The following is a 16,533-nucleotide window of genomic DNA, read 5'->3' as shown; positions in this document are numbered from 1 at the left end:
CAAACTAATAGTCATTTAAGTAAATATATTATCTATTTGTTATTGAGTCAAGATAAAAAAGTAAATAGTTCCATATTGTGTGTATAGATATATAAATATGTGTACAAGATATTTTCTTTTAGCCGGAAAAGCGGTTGCAACATCAAAGAAAGCGCTTCATAATTGAATTTGTTCACAGAGGTACCCTGTGTTACACACATGTATTTAGTTGTCCATATACTGAGGTGGTGCAAATGCAATTTTCAATCAATAAGCAATCAATGATTCCCGTTTATGCACAAATAGCAAATGAATTGCGGGATAAAATGTACAATGGTGATTTGCAAGACGGAGATCAAATCGATTCAGAGCCCAAACTTTGTATGACATTAAAAGTAAGTCGAGGAACAGTTAGAAAGGCTCTCGATGTCCTGATAAAAGAAGGCAGATTAACCAAGATTCATGGAAAGGGAACATTTGTTACGAATCCTGACGTTGCTTACCCATTAGGAGGAAAGTTATATTCCTTTGCTGAAACGCTTGACATGCAGCATTTGAATTATGATACACAAGTTATTAGGCAGGATTTACTATCAGCAAACAAAGAAATTGCCGAGCATCTAAATATTTCAATTGGAGACAAGTTTTTGTATCTCGAGCGGTTAAGATCTGTTCGAGGAGAAAAGGTAATGTTGATTGAAAATCGTGTAAACATTAATATCTGTCCCGGTATACAAAAAAAGAATTTTAACAATGTAAGTTTGTTTGCAGAAATAGAGGGTATCACAGGTAAATCAATTGATTCTGCAATGAGTACCTATGAGGCACTCACAGTTGGAAACAAAAGGGGAGATCTCCTGAATTTACCTGCGTCTTCGCCGATACTTAAAGTACAGCAAACTGTGTTTATGCCAAATCATAAGCCGATAGAATATGGGTCGGTGTGGCTTAAAGCTAATAAATATTTTTTAACAACTACGTTACAACGTAGGGGAAATTAGGAGGAATTTAATTTATGCCACTAATAAATGGTTTTGATCTCATTAATATTATAAAAGAACGTCACGTTGTTGCAGGTGCATTTAACACTACAAATTTGGAAACAACAATTGGTATTTTAGATGCAGTTGAAAAGAGTGGTATCCCAGCATTTATCCAAATTGCTCCGACAAATATTCCGGTTTCAGGATACGACTATATTTACGATATGGTTGCTCGCAAGGCTAAAACAATGGATACGCCTGTAACGTTGCATTTAGACCATGGAAAGTCATTTGAAGCAGTTCGTTCTGCTGCCCAAGCGGGATTTGGTTCAGTAATGACTGATAACGCTAAGTATGACTATGATGAGAATGTACAACATACTTTTGAGGCAGTTCAATATGCTAAGGGCTATGGTATCCCTGTAGAAGCTGAATTAGGCGCAATTGCTGGTAAAGAAGATGATGATGTCACTGAAGGTAATGGTAAGACAGATCCAACACAAGTTGTAGATTTTATTTCGCGAACAGGTGTGGATCTTCTAGCAGTTGCTGTTGGCAATGTTCATGGCCTTAATTTGGATCCCAATATTGATTTTCCATTATTAAAGAAGATCCAAGAAGTTTGTCCTGTTCCACTAGTACTTCATGGAGCTTCAGGTATTCCAGACGAGCAAATTGCTCAAATGGTAGACAATGGAGTTATTAAAATAAATGTGGCAAGCGATTTACGTACAGCGTATATCAAGGCTGCTGGGAAAGATTATCAACAAGAACCTAATAGATTTGATTTAGTAAATGTTTGTTTAGACGCTGAGAAAGCAGTTGAAGAAGTAGTTTATAAAAAAATCCAGGTGATGAATCAAAACTCTCTGACAAAAGTTAAATAAGGAAGGTGTTCAGATCATGCACGAAAAAAAGGTGAATTCTATTTCGTTTGATGTATCTTTTGTGAAGCATATCGATGACGGATTTAATTTTGGACAGATTATTGATGAGTTGTCAAAAAACTTATTAGACAAGAAATTAGTGACTAAAGAGTATCCCCAAGCTGTCAAGGATCGAGAAATCAAATTTCCTACTGGGTTACCAACTAATCCCGTAGGTGTTGCGATTCCTCATACAGATCCGAAATATGTAATTAATAATGCGGTATCAGTTGCGGTTTTAAAGAAACCAATTGAAATGACGGTAATGGGAACAACCAATGAAAAAGTAGAAATTTCAATTATTTTTCTCCTTTCGTTAGCACAGTCTAATAAGCAATTAAACATTTTAAAGCGCATCATGTCCGTTGTCCAAGATCAAGATTTGTTACAGAGTTTTGCATTAGCGTCTAATGACGAAATTACGAGACAAGTAAGAAAAGCAATTCTGGAGGAATTATAATGGCTAACAATAAAAAAAACATCTTGTTTGTTTGTGCTACGGGAATTGCCACTTCAACAGTTGTGGCGGAAAAGACAATGGATTTTTTGCACGAAAATGGATTAGATGCAGATTATGTTCAAACAAATGTTGCATCTTTACCAGAGTATGACAAAAACGATGCTGACTTGATTGTGGCAACGACTGAAGTTCCGTACGAGACAGGAATACCCGTAATTCGTGCGTTGCCGTTGATTACAGGTATTGGGGCTGACAAAGTATTAGATGATATTAAGAAGGAGATTGAAAAGTGAGGGGGTGAAGTAAATGACAGGTTTAGCAAACACTCTTAACGGAGGCGTTCAGTACGTACTCGGACTTGGCGCAACCGTTATGTTACCACTATTTCTTTTTGTATTATCGTTATGTTTCCGGATGAAAGCTTCCAAAGCGCTTCGTTCTTCTTTAACTGTAGGGGTGGGTTTTGTAGGTATTAACGCTGTTATGACCATCTTATCAGATAACGTCGGACCGGCCGCAAAAGCAATGGTTGCACACATAGGCATTAACTTGCCACATGCTGATCTAGGTTGGCCAGCACTATCTGCAATTACTTGGGGGCTTCCGCTTGCACCGTTTGTTATTATTATGACTATTGTTATTAACGTCATTATGCTTGCATTTAAGTGGACCAAAACAGTCGATGTGGATTTGTGGAATTACTGGCATTTTGCTCTTGCGGGAACCCTTGTCTATTACGTGACGGGTAGCTTTTGGCTAGGAATTTTAGCTTCCGCAATAATTACGGTAATTGTCTTTAAAATGGCTGACTGGGCAGCTCCTCTTGGGGAAAAGTACTTTGGACTGACCGGGATTTCTTTGCCAACAGTTTCCTCAATCACATTTTGGCCGATCGGTCTATTGGGCAATTTGATTTTTGATCACATTCCAGGTTTGAATAAAATTCATATTAACCCAGAAAGCATTCAAAAACGTTTTGGTATTATGGGTGAACCCTTGATGGTTGGTACTATCCTTGGCCTTCTATTGGGAATTCTTGCGGGTTATCCAGTCAATAAAATTTTAAGCATTGGTGTTAACATGGGTGCTGTTATGTTTATCCTTCCTCGTATGGTGCGTATTTTGATGGAAGGACTTATTCCAATCTCCGAAGCCGTCAAAGGGTGGCTCAATAAGCATATAAAAAACAGTGGAGATTTGTACATTGGTTTAGATATTGCGGTTGCAATTGGTAATCCCGCAGTAATTTCTACAGGGTTACTCTTAACTCCGATTGCAGTTGGATTGGCATTTGTTTTGCCGGGTAATGGTACGCTTCCTTTAGCTGATTTGGCAAATCTCGCGGTTTTTGTATCAATGATTGTTCTTGCTAATCATGGTGATATTTTTCGTTCGGTGATTATTGGTATTCCATGTATAATTGGAGATTTATATATTTCTTCAAACTTAGCTGGAGTTATTACTAAAATGGCGCGAAATGTAAACTATGCAGGAGCCAAAAGTACATCTGTAACAAGTTTTTTGGATGGTGGAAATCCACTGCGGTTTTGGCTCGTTAAAATATTTGAATTAAGTCCTATTGCTTTAATCCTGATCCCTGTAATTGGGTTGATTATTTGGTGGTTATACAGAGTTACTAAAAAAACTGTATACGGATTAAGCGACAAAGAGAGTACGAATGAATCTGACAATTGATGTCGGCACTACTAATACCAAAGTGTCAATTTGGGAGAATGCAACAACTACTCAACCCTTAGAACAGAAAAAGTTCAGAACGCCCAAAAATGTTAATGGTGAAATGACGGACTTTGATCCAGATAAACTTGTACAGACTATCAAAAAAACTATCAAGAGTTTTGACCTCTCCAATAAAAGCTCAATAACAAAAATTTCGATTGCCAGTGTTGGTGAGGCAGGTGTGCTGATTGATGAGCACGGAAAGAAAGCTTCTCAAATGATTGCTTGGTTTGATACTAGATCACAAGACGTTATAGATGCATTATCACAGGCAGAAAGACAATCTATATATGGCATTACAGGAATTCCACCTCATGCTCACTACTCAGCAAGTAAAATTCGGTGGCTGTTCAATAATGGTGTTGATTCTTCCCAAGAGTATACGTGGCTGTGTATCCCAGATTATATAGTTTATCGTTTTACTGGTAAAAAGGCTACAGAGTATTCAATTGCGAGTCGTACTCAAGTTTTAGATGTGAAAAAGAGAAAATGGTCTGACAAGGTTAAAAAAATTTTTGGTATAAATAAGGTTTTGTTTCCTAAAATATATTCTGCAGGTATGATCATAGGCAGGGTATTGCCAGACGTCTCAAACGAGTTGGGAATTTCTCAGAATGTTGGTGTAACTATTGCGGGTCATGATCATATGGTTGGCTCATTTTCAAGTAGACAACAACAAGGTGAATTACTGGATTCGACCGGAACGACAGAAGCAGTTTTACTACTTTCTAAATCTTTAAATATGGTAACGGATGATGTCAAAAAAGGAGTTGCATATGGTGTTTATGTAAATCCTGCATATAATACCATATTTACAGCACTGCCATCTGCTGGCTCGGTTATTGAATGGTTCATGAAAAACTATAAATTATCTTCAGACCAATTTATGCAATTGGTAAATGATGTGAATCAGGATTATATGAAAGAAAATATTTCTTTTGATCGTATTAATTTTATTATTCCACATTTCAGTGGTAGTGGTAGTCCGTTTAAATCTATAAATACGAAGGGACTATGGTATGGTATTGACAATGAAACGTCATTAAAAGAGCTAGTGTTTGGCTTATTCTTGGGATTGACCTTTGAGTTAAAGCATGCCTTAGATTCGCTCACAGAAAATGAGGTCCGAGAAGTTAAGCTTATTGGACCAGCGACTAAGGATCCACTCTGGGTGCAATTAAGAGCTGATTTGTTAAATGTTAATGTTAAGGCAATGGATACGCCAGAGGCCGTGTCAAGAGGTGCAAATGTGATTGCGTTAACGGCGGATAACGACTATAAGGTTGAAAGTGTCACTCCTGGAAAGTATTATTTTCCACAATCAAATAATTTGGTACGAAAGATTCTTGATATTTATGAGCATCAATATAAGCCGCTGTATGAAACAAAAATCAAATTTGAGTGTTAGATTTTAACGGCTGGATGTAGAAATGATTTGAAATTAAAGTAGCGCGTAGTCCCCCTTTAAAACCAATTAAAGATCATTACCATATTTAAATGATTGCATCAGGCTTTTATGAAAAATTAGGCTATTTGAAATGAATTTCAAATGGCCTTTTTGGTTAAGCGTTTATACTTCAAAAAATAAGCATTAGTTCTACAACAGCTCTGTTGAAAAAATTTCAGTTTCTTTTATTAGGAAGCCAGAGCCAAATACGGTATACTGGCCTCAAAATAACTAGTAGGGGGTGCCTTAGCATGGACACTTTTACGGATTTTATTCATGCGATCGATGATCCTGAGCACCGTGCGCGTGTGAAAGAAGTGCTCTTCTGGGTAAGTGATAATTTTCCGCAATTAAAAACACGAATCGCTTGGAATCAACCGATGTTTACTGACCACGGTACGTTTATTATTGGTTTTAGTGTTTCAAAAAAGCATTTAGCATTTACACCTGAAGAAGCTGGAATTAGTCATTTCGAAGCTGATTTAAAGGCTGCCAAAATTGATCACACAAAGGGAATCGTACGGATGCCATGGGGTGAGCCATTTAATTATGAACTATTGAAACAAATGATTGAATTTAACATTCAGGACAAAGCTAAAGTTGATAAATTTTGGCGTCCGGTGGTTCGAGGCAAAAACTAAAATGAGGTGAAAAAAATAAATCTGTTTCCCAGTTGGGAATACGATTTATTTTTTTGGATCGTGATTTTTTTGATACCAGTGAAAACCAAAGATAATGATGAAGATTAGAGGTCCTAAAAGGTTATAAACCAAGTGCACCATTACGCTATAGACAAGACTGTCAGATTCGGTTTCAGCCGAATCAATGGTGTCACCTAAATTGTAGGTATTTGTGGTGCCCCATTTATCGGCCTTATGATTGCGTGTGTGGTCAGCAAGTCGCTGCTTAGCGCCTAGTTGTTGTATAGAGGAATCGGGTCCAATTAGTAACTTAGGAAAGTGCATTAAATAGAATTGGCAAAACCAGGAAACGCCCAGCCAAATGATGAACCAATTGACGGTGAAATGATATTCAAAATTATTATCTGCACTAAAAAAATAGATCAGCAGGACTGTATAGATGGTTTGTGTAAGCATGCGTGTGACATAACGGAAGATTTTCATTTTAACGCCTCCACGACGAAGTTAATTTTATTAAAAAGAGCATAGCGCAATTGCCTAAAAAAATCATTAAAGAAATAGAATTTCAGCTTAGGTTGCAGAAAAAGGAGTGACGCAAACGAACGGGAGTAAGAGGTCGTTAAATTTTTAATATGGTCGAGAATAAATATTGGCTTTTTTGGTTCTAAGTCGTTATACTTACAAATAGTAAATAAGAAATGAGGGATTACCTATGTCAACAACAGTTGGATTAATTGTCGGAAGTTTACGTAAAAATTCATATACAAGAGCCGTTGCCAGACAAACTGCAGCGCTTTTGCCTAAAGATTATGAAGTTAAGGAAATTAATATCGGTGATCTTGATTTATATAATCAAGATTTAGATGATGAAAACCGGGCACCAGAAAACTGGAAGAAATTCCGTGAAGAAGTACAAAGTGTTGATGCTGTTATTTTCGCAACACCAGAATATAATCGTTCCATTCCGGGTGTTTTGAAGAATGCCATTGATGTGGGTTCACGTCCATATGGTGCGAGTGTTTGGGATAAGAAACCAGCTATTATCTTGAGTGTTTCTCCTGGTGCTATTAGTGGTTTTGGTGCAAACCATCATTTACGTCAATCCTTAGTATTTTTGAACATGCCAGTGGTTCAACAACCAGAAGTCTACTTAGGTAATGTCACAAATATCTTGGATGATAATTTGAAGATTACAAATGAAGGCACCCTTGGTTTCTTACAAAGTGCGATGGATACCTTTGTACGTTTAATCAATCGTTACAAGAAGTAACTGATAAAAACAAAACGTCCAGCAAACCATTTACCAAGATTGGTAGAGGTTGCTGGGCTTTTTTTGTCAAATTATCCTTGAAACGTCTCCCTAGATCTAAGCGAGATTTCTGCGGGGACGACATCCGCGATCGTCATACTTATTGGCGAAGACTAGACGCCGTAACTCGCTTACTTCTTTGGGTCGTGCAAAAAGACACAAATGGCCCGCTCCCGGAACAATGAACAACTTTTTAACCGGGGCTTGCACTTGATCAAAATAGCGTTGGGTTGCCTGTGCAGGCGTAATTGGATCATGTGCACCTTGAAAAATCACGAATGGCATACCAATTTTGGTCAAAAGCCGACGATAATCAAAGGCATCTAGCTCTTTATGCAGTGCACGATAAGATGCCCGCATTCCTTGAATAAATGCGAGACAATCTTGCCAACTGTAGTCTCGGTTTTGAAGCATATTTTTTATAAATAAGGTTGTGACCATATTCGGCACGTCCGACCTTTGGATAGCTGAAAAAATGTTGAATTGATTGATTTGCTTTGCCGTCCAGTGATGCGCATCTGCCGGCAGTTTTTGTAACCAATGGCGGCGTAAAGATTGATGCTTCGTTTCAGCTAACAACTGGTCATAGGCAAACTGATGAGAATCTTGTGTCATCTGCTCAGTTGCGACATACAGATCATAGAGATTTTCGCCTTGTTGGACCATAAGATTAGCAAGAATACTGCCAATTGAACTGCCCCATAAAATGATGGGGACATCGGGGAAGACACGTTTTAATTTTTGAGTAAGGGTTAAGCCGTCTTCCACTAGAGTTTGCAAGTTTCGTGGAACGACTTTTTGTTTACGATAGGTTTTGCCAGCGCCACGTTGGTCCCAGTGCACTACCGTGAATTGGCGTGCAAATTGTTGTGTGGCATCTTCAAACATCGAGTAGGTTGACCCCGGACCGCCATGGATGACCAACAAAATAGGATTGGCCCGTGAAGTACTAGAAATTGTCACCCATTGTTGAATGCCGTTTAACTGGATATAGTCGTGAAAGTGGATGCTATGATTTGCCAAAAATAAGACCTCCTTTGACTAAAAAACTACCTATATTAAGTGTAAAGAGAATTACAAGAGGATGCAACGAAAATAAAAGCGATTACTTCTTGTTTCGCGGGTGTTTCTAATTGACACAGACCGGGTATTTCTATATAGTTAGCTACCGTTCTATGTAAAGTTTGTAAGTTGCTAGGCAAGCAGGAAAGGGGCACATACCTTGGCATTTCTTGAGCTGCATGATATTCATAAATCTTATTATTTAGGTAAAGAAGAATTTCCCGTATTAAACGGTATTAATTTAAATTTTGAGCTGGGCGAATTTGTCTCCATTCTTGGGGAGTCTGGTGGGGGAAAATCAACTTTAATGAACATCATTGGGGGACTTGATCGTAATTTTGAAGGTCAAGTGATCTTTGATGGTCAGAAACTCGATCATAAAAAAGAAAAACAATTAGATGATTATCGCCGTGGAACCATCGGCTACATCTATCAATCCTATAATTTAATTAGCCACTTAAACATTGTGGATAACGTCTTGGTTTCATTAAATATGACAACTTTGAATGCGAGTGAGCGGAAAAAGCGAGCCATTGAATTGTTACAGCAGGTTGGCTTAGGTGATCAAATTAAGAAACACCCAAATCAACTTTCTGGTGGACAAAAGCAACGTGTCGCAATTGCTCGGGCTTTAGCAAGTGATCCTGAAATCATTATCGCCGATGAACCCACGGGTGCTTTAGATTCGGTGAATACGGCTGAAGTTTTAGAAATTTTAAGTGACATTGCGTCTCAGGGAAAATTAGTCATTGCGGTGACTCATTCTCAAGAAGTAGCCGATCACGGCACACGTATTGTACATCTGGTGGATGGCAAAATTGATGACGATAAACGGATAAAGGCACCCTATCCCGTCAAAAAAGAAGAGCCGGCGTTCAAACCCAAAGTTTTATCCCGGGTTTCGAGTTATCGAAATGCTTTTCAACATCTTTCCTTTAATTTTTGGCGTAATTCTTTGATTATGCTGGGAACTGCCATTGGGTTATTTGCCGTTTTGCTATTTAGCGGGCTTGGAAACGGAGTTAATTCCTTTATTCAAGACCAAATTACATCAATGGTAAATCCGCAGGCCGTCACGGTCTTGAAAAATCCGAGCGGTAAAAAATCAAGTATGACGAAGCTACAGCAATCCATTAGTGAGTATGCAAATAATCCGTCGAAGTTGCTGATAAAAGATAGTCAGGTAAACAAACTAAAATCTCTGAAAAATGTGGATAAAGTTGAACCTGGTTATCAATTTAGTAACTTTACGCTTTCCTATAATAAGAAGAGTCAAAATGGTTCTGGATTTCAGAGTTGGACCAATGCATACGCGAAAGATACCGTAAAAACGGGACACAAACCAGGTCATAACGAAATTATGATCGATAAGTCGCAAGCCATTGCCTTGACTAGTGATAAAACCTATAAGCAGTTATTGGGAAAAACGGTCAAGCTAAGTATTCCTTGGATTGATGCCCATAATAATCCCGTGCAAATAAGTGCTAATCTAAAAGTGGTTGGTTTTGCCAACGGGGGGCAAGCCGGTGCCATAACGGCGACGAGTTACCAAACAATGCGTGATTTGCTCAAGAAGGGTAATGCGTCCACAGATGCAAATTTTGTCTCTTTGAATGCGGCTAATACTGAAGTAGTCAAAAAGGTTGCCAAAGAGGTTAACAACATTAAAGAGAATGGCAAGTATGTGATGGGGGCCATCACAGTTGGCGATATTCTAGATACAGTGAACCAATATGTATCGGTTGCCTCAATAATCCTGGCCTCAATTGCAGGCATTTCTTTGATTGTTTCGGCACTCATGATCATCGTGACGATGTATATGTCAGTATCTGAACGAACCAAAGAGATTGGAATTCTAAGGGCGTTGGGGGAACGTCGAAAAGATATTCGTCGCCTGTTTACGGCTGAATCAGTCTTTATTGGTCTGTTTTCAGCAGCCCTAGCGCTAATTATTGCTTGGGGAGTAAGTATTTGGCTGAACCAAGTCCTGTACAGTATTGTGAAATTTAATATGGTTCAAGTGACCTGGGGGAATGTGATCACAACGGTGATTATTGCGATTGTGATTTCGTTTATCGCGGCCTTGTTACCAGCCCGGCGTGCTTCACGGTTAAACACCATTGATGCCTTGTCGGCAGACTAATTTAATTTAAAAGGAGAAAATAATGACTTATCCACAACTTGATTTATCTACAGCAACTGGTCCAAAGGCGACCATTCAAACTAATCATGGTGAAATCACCATCCAACTTTTTCCAGAACAGGCACCCAAAGCCGTGGAGAACTTTGTAACTTTAGCACAACAAGGATACTATGATGGTATTATTTTCCATCGTGTCATTCCTGATTTTATGATCCAAGGCGGCGATCCAACTGGTACAGGTGCTGGTGGTCAAAGCAGTTTCGGTCACGAATTTGAAGATGAATTTTCTAACGAAGTCTTCAATTTAAAGGGTGCCTTATCAATGGCTAACGCTGGTCCAAATACGAATGGCAGCCAATTCTTCATTGTGTCTAATGAACATATTCAACCTGATATGGTTCCAAGTATGCAACAAGCTGGCTATCCAGAAGAAATTGTGGAAGCCTATAAAAACGGTGGCACTCCTTGGCTAGATCATCGCCACACGGTGTTCGGCCAAGTTGTGACAGGGATGGATGTTGTAGAAGCAATTAGTAAAGTTGCGCGCAATGCCCAAGATAAACCCAATGAAGATGTCACAATTAAAAGTATTTTGATTGAAAATGATAAGTAGCAAATAGCGTAATGTCCTGTTAGAGGACGTTACGCTTCTTTTAATTCCCTAGGTTGAGGACGCAAGGTTGTAAAATAACCAAAAAAGTCGTTTACTCCAGATAGATAACTGATATAATTAATTCTGTTATCGATATAGTGGAGGTAGTGCTATGAATTATAAGGTGATTGCTTGGGGAATAGGCGCTTTAATTTTGTTAGTTCTAGTTGTTTTCTATATCTCCTATTCAAAATATGCTCGGCAAAAAGTAGGACGTCATGCCGTAAATGCATTGGATCACGTGATTAAAAGAACCCGATTGATTTTGATAGTTTTGGTACTTATTTTAGCCGGAGATTTGGGGTACGGGCATTTCTTGCCACAAAAGAGCTTACCTAGTCTTGATCTTTGGGGAAGAACCACACAAGTTGTTCAGACGGTTAAAAACAGATTCTGGGGACATTCGAATACGCAAGAAGCTCAACAAAAGAAAGAATCAAGCGCCAAAAAAGCAAGTTCAAAGAAGAAAACTGCTGGGATGACCAGTAAAAAAGCTGTTGCAATTGTTAAGAACTATTACGATAAGCAAGGTACGGAACAAGAAGTCAAAAAATATAAATTTATTAAAGTGAAAATAAGCAGAGTCTCGCAAAAGAAAGTTTTTGAAGTTGGCGCTTACAAAACGGACGATAATGGCCAGCTAGTGCAAGTACACGATTACGAAGTGAACACCAAAGGTAAGTTTGATCTTATGTATTAATATTACATTTTTGTAACATAAGCTTTTGAAAACCAATGAAAACGCTTGTTTTAAGGATCTGGCTCTTTTTTCTATAAAGTGACACCCCCTAAATTATCTTGCCAAAACATTATTTATGAGGTACACTACGTAGTGAAGTAGGTTAGTTACGGTACATAAATACAGGGTTTATGGAATTAATCTACTAAATTTGTTTGTTAATTTTCTAGGATGGGTTTTACATGGCAAAGAAGAATACATTGAAGTCAGTTTTATACGCTGGCGCTGCAGTTGCTGCTTTAACATTAGGGGCAAGTGCAACTCAGGTACATGCTGATACTGTTGCTAGCACACCAAACCAGTCAACGGTGGCTTCACAAAATGCTGCAAAGGCTGCAGTTGTTAAAGACGGCAATGCTGTATATGGTGTGAACAAATCAACACAAGCTTCAGATCAAGCAGCTCAAGACAGCAAAGATGCTGCAAACAATCTTGGAGCAAACAAGTCAACAGAAGCTTCGGAAAAAGCTGAGTCATATGCAAGTGCAACAGTTTTGGGAAACGAGAAGTTTGGACCAAACAAGTCAACACAAGCTTCAAATCAAGCTGGTATTGATGCAGCTGTAAAAGATGGTAATGCTGTTTTTGGACCAAATAAATCAACACAAGCTTCAAGCCAGGCTGCACAAGATAGCAAAGATGCTGCAAATAATCTTGGACCAAACAAGTCAACACAAGCTTCAAATCAAGCTGGTATTGACGCAGCTGTAAAAGATGGTAATGCTGTTTTTGGACCAAACATGTCCACATTAGCATCACAAAAGGCAGCTTCTGAAGCTGCACAGTCTAACGCAAACAATGGTTCATCAGAAGCAAATAATGGCGGTTCGTCAGAAGCAAACGGTGGCTCATCAGTTGCAAATAACGGTGGTTCANGTAAAAGATGGTAATGCTGTTTTTGGACCAAACATGTCCACATTAGCATCACAAAAGGCAGCTTCTGAAGCTGCACAGTCTAACGCAAACAATGGTTCATCAGAAGCAAATAATGGCGGTTCGTCAGAAGCAAACGGTGGCTCATCAGTTGCAAATAACGGTGGTTCATCAGAAGCAAACGGTGGCTCATCAGTTGCAAACAACGGTGGCTCATCAGAAGCAAACGGTGGCTCATCAGTTGCAAACAATGGTGGTTCATCATCAGCTGTTGCTAAAAAAGCAGTTAGTGCTGCGTCTAGTGCAGATGTAAAAGCAAGCACAAGTAAAGCTGTTGCTGCTGTTGCTAAGACAAACGCAACTACTTTACCACAAACTGGCGAAGTTACTAACGAAAATGTAGCTGTCGTCGGCTTAGTTGGTGCTGTTGGTGCATTATTCGGCTTAGCAGGTACTCGTCGCAAACGTGAATTCTAGTAAACCCTGATCCTAAATAAAAAGTCGGTCAATTTGACCGGCTTTTTTTGTGCATTCAATGCTATTATGAGATTTAAGATAATTAATTTAGAAAAGTGGGGAGAAAAATGGCAAAAACACTTTATTTGATGCGTCATGGAGAAACGGTCTTTAATGTGCGTAAAAAAATTCAGGGGTGGTGTGATTCACCGCTAACCCCCAAAGGCATTGAACAGGCACAACGAGCAAGTGAATATTTTAACAACGTTAAGTTGGATCATGCTTATTGTTCCACATCAGAAAGGAGTGCGGACACTTTAGAAATTGTGACCAAGCGCCAACTGGCTTACACAAGATTGAAAGATCTTCGCGAGATGGGATTTGGTGCCTTTGAGGCTGAAAGTGAAGCACTTAATCCCAAATCTCGTGAAGTGTTTCAAACCTTCTTTGTTCCGTATGGCGGTGAGTCTACGGATCAAGTGCAGAAACGAATGGTAAAAGTTTTAACCGAAATTATGCAAAAACCAGATCATCACAACGTGTTAGCTGTTTCACACGCTGGGGCCTGCATTAACTTCTTAAGTGCCTGGGAAAACCCTGCCAAATTGATAAAATCCCGCTTTACTAATTGCGGGATTTTGAAATTCAGCTATGAAGATGAAGTGTTTAAATTAGAAGAAGTAATCCAGAACACAAATTAATCCTGCTAGTTTTGCGTATTAATCTTTAGGGACATAATGACGGGCAGGCAATTTATTGCTAATACGTTGTCCTAATGGCCGATCACGTAATTCTTGGTAATCTTGCAGCAATGCTTGTTTATCAGCATTTAACTGCACAATCTGTTGTTGTAATTGGACGTATTGTTGCGGATCTAAATTCTTGTTTTGCAGCTCTAGTTTTTTTGCGGCCAAATCAGCGCTGGCTTGCTCATATTCTTTGGTGGCTTGGCTAATCTTTTTAGACAACTGTGTTTCTTGACGAGTCAAAACTTCGAATCGGGCGTATAAATTATTAATAATCTGCGTTTTTTTAATAATTTCTGCTTCTAAAGCTTCGTTTTTTTTAACTAATTCATCATTTTTTGGGGAAGTATGCGCTTCGGACATGATTGCTGACCTCTTTTCACAAGTTTATTTAAGTACTCATATCATACCGCTTCGCGAAGATTCAGTCACGTTTTCTTGTGAATTGTGGGTGTCACGTTTCAATTCCGGTGACTTTCCGTTAAGATAAGGAGTAAGAGATTAAAAGGAAGGGCCAAGTATGACACCAGAGACAGTACTAAAAGAAAAATTTGGATACGATTCCTTTCGTGACGGACAAAAGCAGGTAATCGACAAGATCTTGCACCATCAGAATGTTTTGGCCATTATGCCAACTGGTGGTGGTAAATCGTTGTGTTATCAGATTCCCGCTATGTTATTTGAGGGCTTAACGTTGGTTATTTCGCCGCTCATTGCATTGATGAAGGATCAAGTGGATGCTTTAAATGAAACGGGAATTCCGGCAACCTTTATCAACAGTAGCTTGGACACCATGGAAATGAATCAACGTTTTCAGTTGGCTGCCGAACAAAAGGTTAAACTGTTGTACATTGCACCAGAACGTCTAGATTCGAGTTACTTTTTAAGTCAACTTCAAGAATTGGACATTTCATTGGTTGCAGTTGATGAAGCCCACTGTATTTCGCAGTGGGGACATGATTTTCGTCCTAGCTACTTAAGGTTAACTGACACATTAGCGCAATTACCAAGTCAGCCGACGACAGTGGCGCTGACAGCTACGGCAACGCCTAAAGTGGCTAAAGACATCAAGCAACGCCTGCACATCGCGCCTGAGCACGAAGTGAAAACGGATTTTGCCCGAAGCAATCTTTCTTTCCAAGTCATTAAAGATCAAAATAGTGACCGTTTTTTATTGGATTATTTAAAAGCCAACCAAACTGAGGCGGGCATTATTTATGCTAGCACCCGTAAAGAAGTGGAACGACTCACAAAATTACTTCATAAACATAAAGTTAGTGTCACGATGTACCATGGTGGCATGAGCGAAAATGCACGTCGGCAAAATCAAGAGGACTTTCTCTATGATCGTAAGCGTGTCATGGTTGCTACCAATGCGTTTGGTATGGGGATTGATAAAAGTAACGTTCGGTTCGTTATTCATGCGCAGGTGCCTGGAAGTTTAGAAGCATACTATCAAGAGGCTGGTCGCGCCGGCCGGGACGGACTACCAAGTGATGTCATTTTGTTGTTCAAGTTACATGATGTACAAATCCAACATTTTTTCATTGACCAATCTGATATGGACGATGTAAACAAGCGACGAGAATATCAGAAATTGCAGGATATGACGCAATATGCGAATACACAGCAGTGCTTGCAGCAGTATATCCTGAATTACTTTGGTGAGAATGGACCAGTTTGCGGAAAGTGCAGCAACTGTTTAGACGAACGTGATTCACAAGATATTACGGTCGAAGCACAAAAAGTGTTGTCTTGTGTGAAACGAATGCACGAAAATTTTGGCAAAGTTTTAATTGCCCAAGTACTAGCGGGTTCCAAGAATCAACGCATTAAACAATTTCATTTTGACCAGTTAAGCACATACGGGTTACTAAAAAATAAATCGCAGAAACAACTGACCGAACTGATCGACTTTTTGACGGCCTCAGAGTACCTCAGAGCGTCTAATGGCCAGTACCCGGTATTATCACTCTCGGCGACGGGGGTACGGGTGCTGCAGGGCAAGGAACAGGTCTTTCGCAAGATGGCTGTGCCGATTAAGACGAACATTTTGGAAGATAGCGAATTATTCACTAAGTTGCGAGCATTGCGGCGTGACTTGGCCGAAGCGCAAGGTGTCCCACCATTTGTTATTTTTTCGGATAAAACGTTGCGGGCAATGTGCGAACTGATGCCCCAAACGCTGAGTGAAATGGCCGAAGTTAAGGGCGTTGGAAGTCAAAAATTAGAGAAATATGGACAACAATTCATTGCGGTTATCAAAAATAATCAAAGTACTTTAGCTGAAACTGCCGAAAATTAAAAACACGATTTGCCCCTGTTACCAATGGCGCGATCGTGTTTTTAATTGGTCTCGTTTATCTGAAACAAAATGGTT

General features: G+C 39.3%; 17 protein-coding genes. 14 read left to right on the top strand and 3 right to left on the bottom strand.

The window, feature by feature from the left end:
- Positions 1-233: 233 nt before the first annotated feature.
- From IV80_RS02050 to IV80_RS02020, 7 genes are all read left to right on the top strand, one after another.
- A complete protein-coding gene (locus tag IV80_RS02050; protein ID WP_057748789.1) occupies positions 234-980 on the top strand; it encodes a GntR family transcriptional regulator in 747 nt (248 codons plus the stop codon).
- A gap of 14 nt (positions 981-994) precedes the next feature.
- Positions 995-1,849, top strand: coding sequence for a class II aldolase (locus IV80_RS02045; protein ID WP_057748786.1), 855 nt, complete (start codon positions 995-997; stop codon positions 1,847-1,849).
- A 16-nt stretch (positions 1,850-1,865) separates the two neighbouring features.
- Positions 1,866-2,348 (top strand): PTS sugar transporter subunit IIA, encoded by a 483-nt coding sequence (locus IV80_RS02040; protein WP_057748783.1) that lies wholly within the window; start codon positions 1,866-1,868, stop codon positions 2,346-2,348.
- Positions 2,348-2,641: a PTS sugar transporter subunit IIB gene (locus IV80_RS02035; protein ID WP_057748780.1), complete on the top strand. Its 294-nt coding sequence runs from the start codon at positions 2,348-2,350 to the stop codon at positions 2,639-2,641. The genes IV80_RS02040 and IV80_RS02035 overlap by 1 nt, the downstream gene beginning before the upstream one ends.
- A 13-nt stretch (positions 2,642-2,654) precedes the next feature.
- The gene (locus tag IV80_RS02030; protein WP_057748777.1) at positions 2,655-4,043 is read left to right on the top strand and encodes a PTS galactitol transporter subunit IIC; all 1,389 of its coding nucleotides are present in this window, start codon (positions 2,655-2,657) and stop codon (positions 4,041-4,043) included.
- Positions 4,027-5,493, top strand: coding sequence for an FGGY-family carbohydrate kinase (locus IV80_RS02025; RefSeq protein ID WP_057748774.1), 1,467 nt, complete (start codon positions 4,027-4,029; stop codon positions 5,491-5,493). Before IV80_RS02030 ends, IV80_RS02025 begins: the two co-directional genes overlap by 17 nt.
- 290 nt (positions 5,494-5,783) lie before the next feature.
- The gene (locus IV80_RS02020) at positions 5,784-6,173 is read left to right on the top strand and encodes an iron chaperone (protein WP_057748771.1); all 390 of its coding nucleotides are present in this window, start codon (positions 5,784-5,786) and stop codon (positions 6,171-6,173) included.
- 45 nt (positions 6,174-6,218) lie between these two features.
- Here IV80_RS02020 and IV80_RS02015 read toward each other — a convergent pair whose 3' ends face one another.
- Complete coding sequence (locus IV80_RS02015; protein WP_057748768.1) at positions 6,219-6,656, bottom strand: hypothetical protein; 438 nt, start codon at positions 6,654-6,656, stop codon at positions 6,219-6,221.
- 229 nt (positions 6,657-6,885) lie between these two features.
- On the opposite strand from IV80_RS02015, the gene IV80_RS02010 reads away from it, so the two are divergent.
- Positions 6,886-7,443 (top strand): NADPH-dependent FMN reductase, encoded by a 558-nt coding sequence (locus tag IV80_RS02010; RefSeq protein WP_057748764.1) that lies wholly within the window; start codon positions 6,886-6,888, stop codon positions 7,441-7,443.
- Between the two features lie 96 nt (positions 7,444-7,539).
- Here IV80_RS02010 and IV80_RS02005 read toward each other — a convergent pair whose 3' ends face one another.
- Entirely contained in the window at positions 7,540-8,505 is a 966-nt protein-coding gene (locus IV80_RS02005; RefSeq protein ID WP_057748762.1) for an alpha/beta fold hydrolase, read from the bottom strand.
- 199 nt (positions 8,506-8,704) lie between these two features.
- Between IV80_RS02005 and IV80_RS02000 the strand changes: the two genes are divergently transcribed.
- The 5 genes from IV80_RS02000 to IV80_RS01975 all read left to right on the top strand — a co-directional run bounded on the left by IV80_RS02000 (position 8,705) and on the right by IV80_RS01975 (position 14,108).
- Positions 8,705-10,687, top strand: a complete 1,983-nt coding sequence (locus IV80_RS02000) for an ABC transporter ATP-binding protein/permease (protein WP_057748759.1) — start codon at positions 8,705-8,707, stop codon at positions 10,685-10,687.
- A gap of 22 nt (positions 10,688-10,709) precedes the next feature.
- Positions 10,710-11,300, top strand: a complete 591-nt coding sequence (locus IV80_RS01995; RefSeq protein WP_057748756.1) for a peptidylprolyl isomerase — start codon at positions 10,710-10,712, stop codon at positions 11,298-11,300.
- A 151-nt stretch (positions 11,301-11,451) separates the two neighbouring features.
- Positions 11,452-12,039, top strand: coding sequence for a hypothetical protein (locus IV80_RS01990; protein ID WP_057748753.1), 588 nt, complete (start codon positions 11,452-11,454; stop codon positions 12,037-12,039).
- A 915-nt stretch (positions 12,040-12,954) separates the two neighbouring features.
- Positions 12,955-13,428: LPXTG cell wall anchor domain-containing protein (locus IV80_RS01980; RefSeq protein WP_236699558.1), on the top strand; the 474-nt coding region annotated here is incomplete at its 5' end.
- Between the two features lie 107 nt (positions 13,429-13,535).
- On the top strand, positions 13,536-14,108 hold the full coding sequence (locus tag IV80_RS01975; protein ID WP_057748744.1) for a histidine phosphatase family protein: 573 nt from the start codon (positions 13,536-13,538) through the stop codon (positions 14,106-14,108).
- Positions 14,109-14,126: 18 nt separating this feature from the next.
- On the opposite strand, the gene IV80_RS01970 is transcribed toward IV80_RS01975, so the two are convergent.
- On the bottom strand, positions 14,127-14,516 hold the full coding sequence (locus IV80_RS01970; protein ID WP_057748741.1) for a hypothetical protein: 390 nt from the start codon (positions 14,514-14,516) through the stop codon (positions 14,127-14,129).
- 157 nt (positions 14,517-14,673) lie between these two features.
- On the opposite strand from IV80_RS01970, the gene recQ reads away from it, so the two are divergent.
- Positions 14,674-16,458, top strand: coding sequence for a DNA helicase RecQ (gene recQ / locus IV80_RS01965; RefSeq protein ID WP_057748738.1), 1,785 nt, complete (start codon positions 14,674-14,676; stop codon positions 16,456-16,458).
- Positions 16,459-16,533 lie beyond the last annotated feature (75 nt).

The organism is Pediococcus cellicola (genome assembly GCF_001438655.1).
Classification (GTDB): Bacteria; Bacillota; Bacilli; order Lactobacillales; family Lactobacillaceae; genus Pediococcus; species Pediococcus cellicola.
Note: the sequence above shows the minus strand (reverse complement) of the source record. Positions and strands in the feature narration are given on the sequence as shown.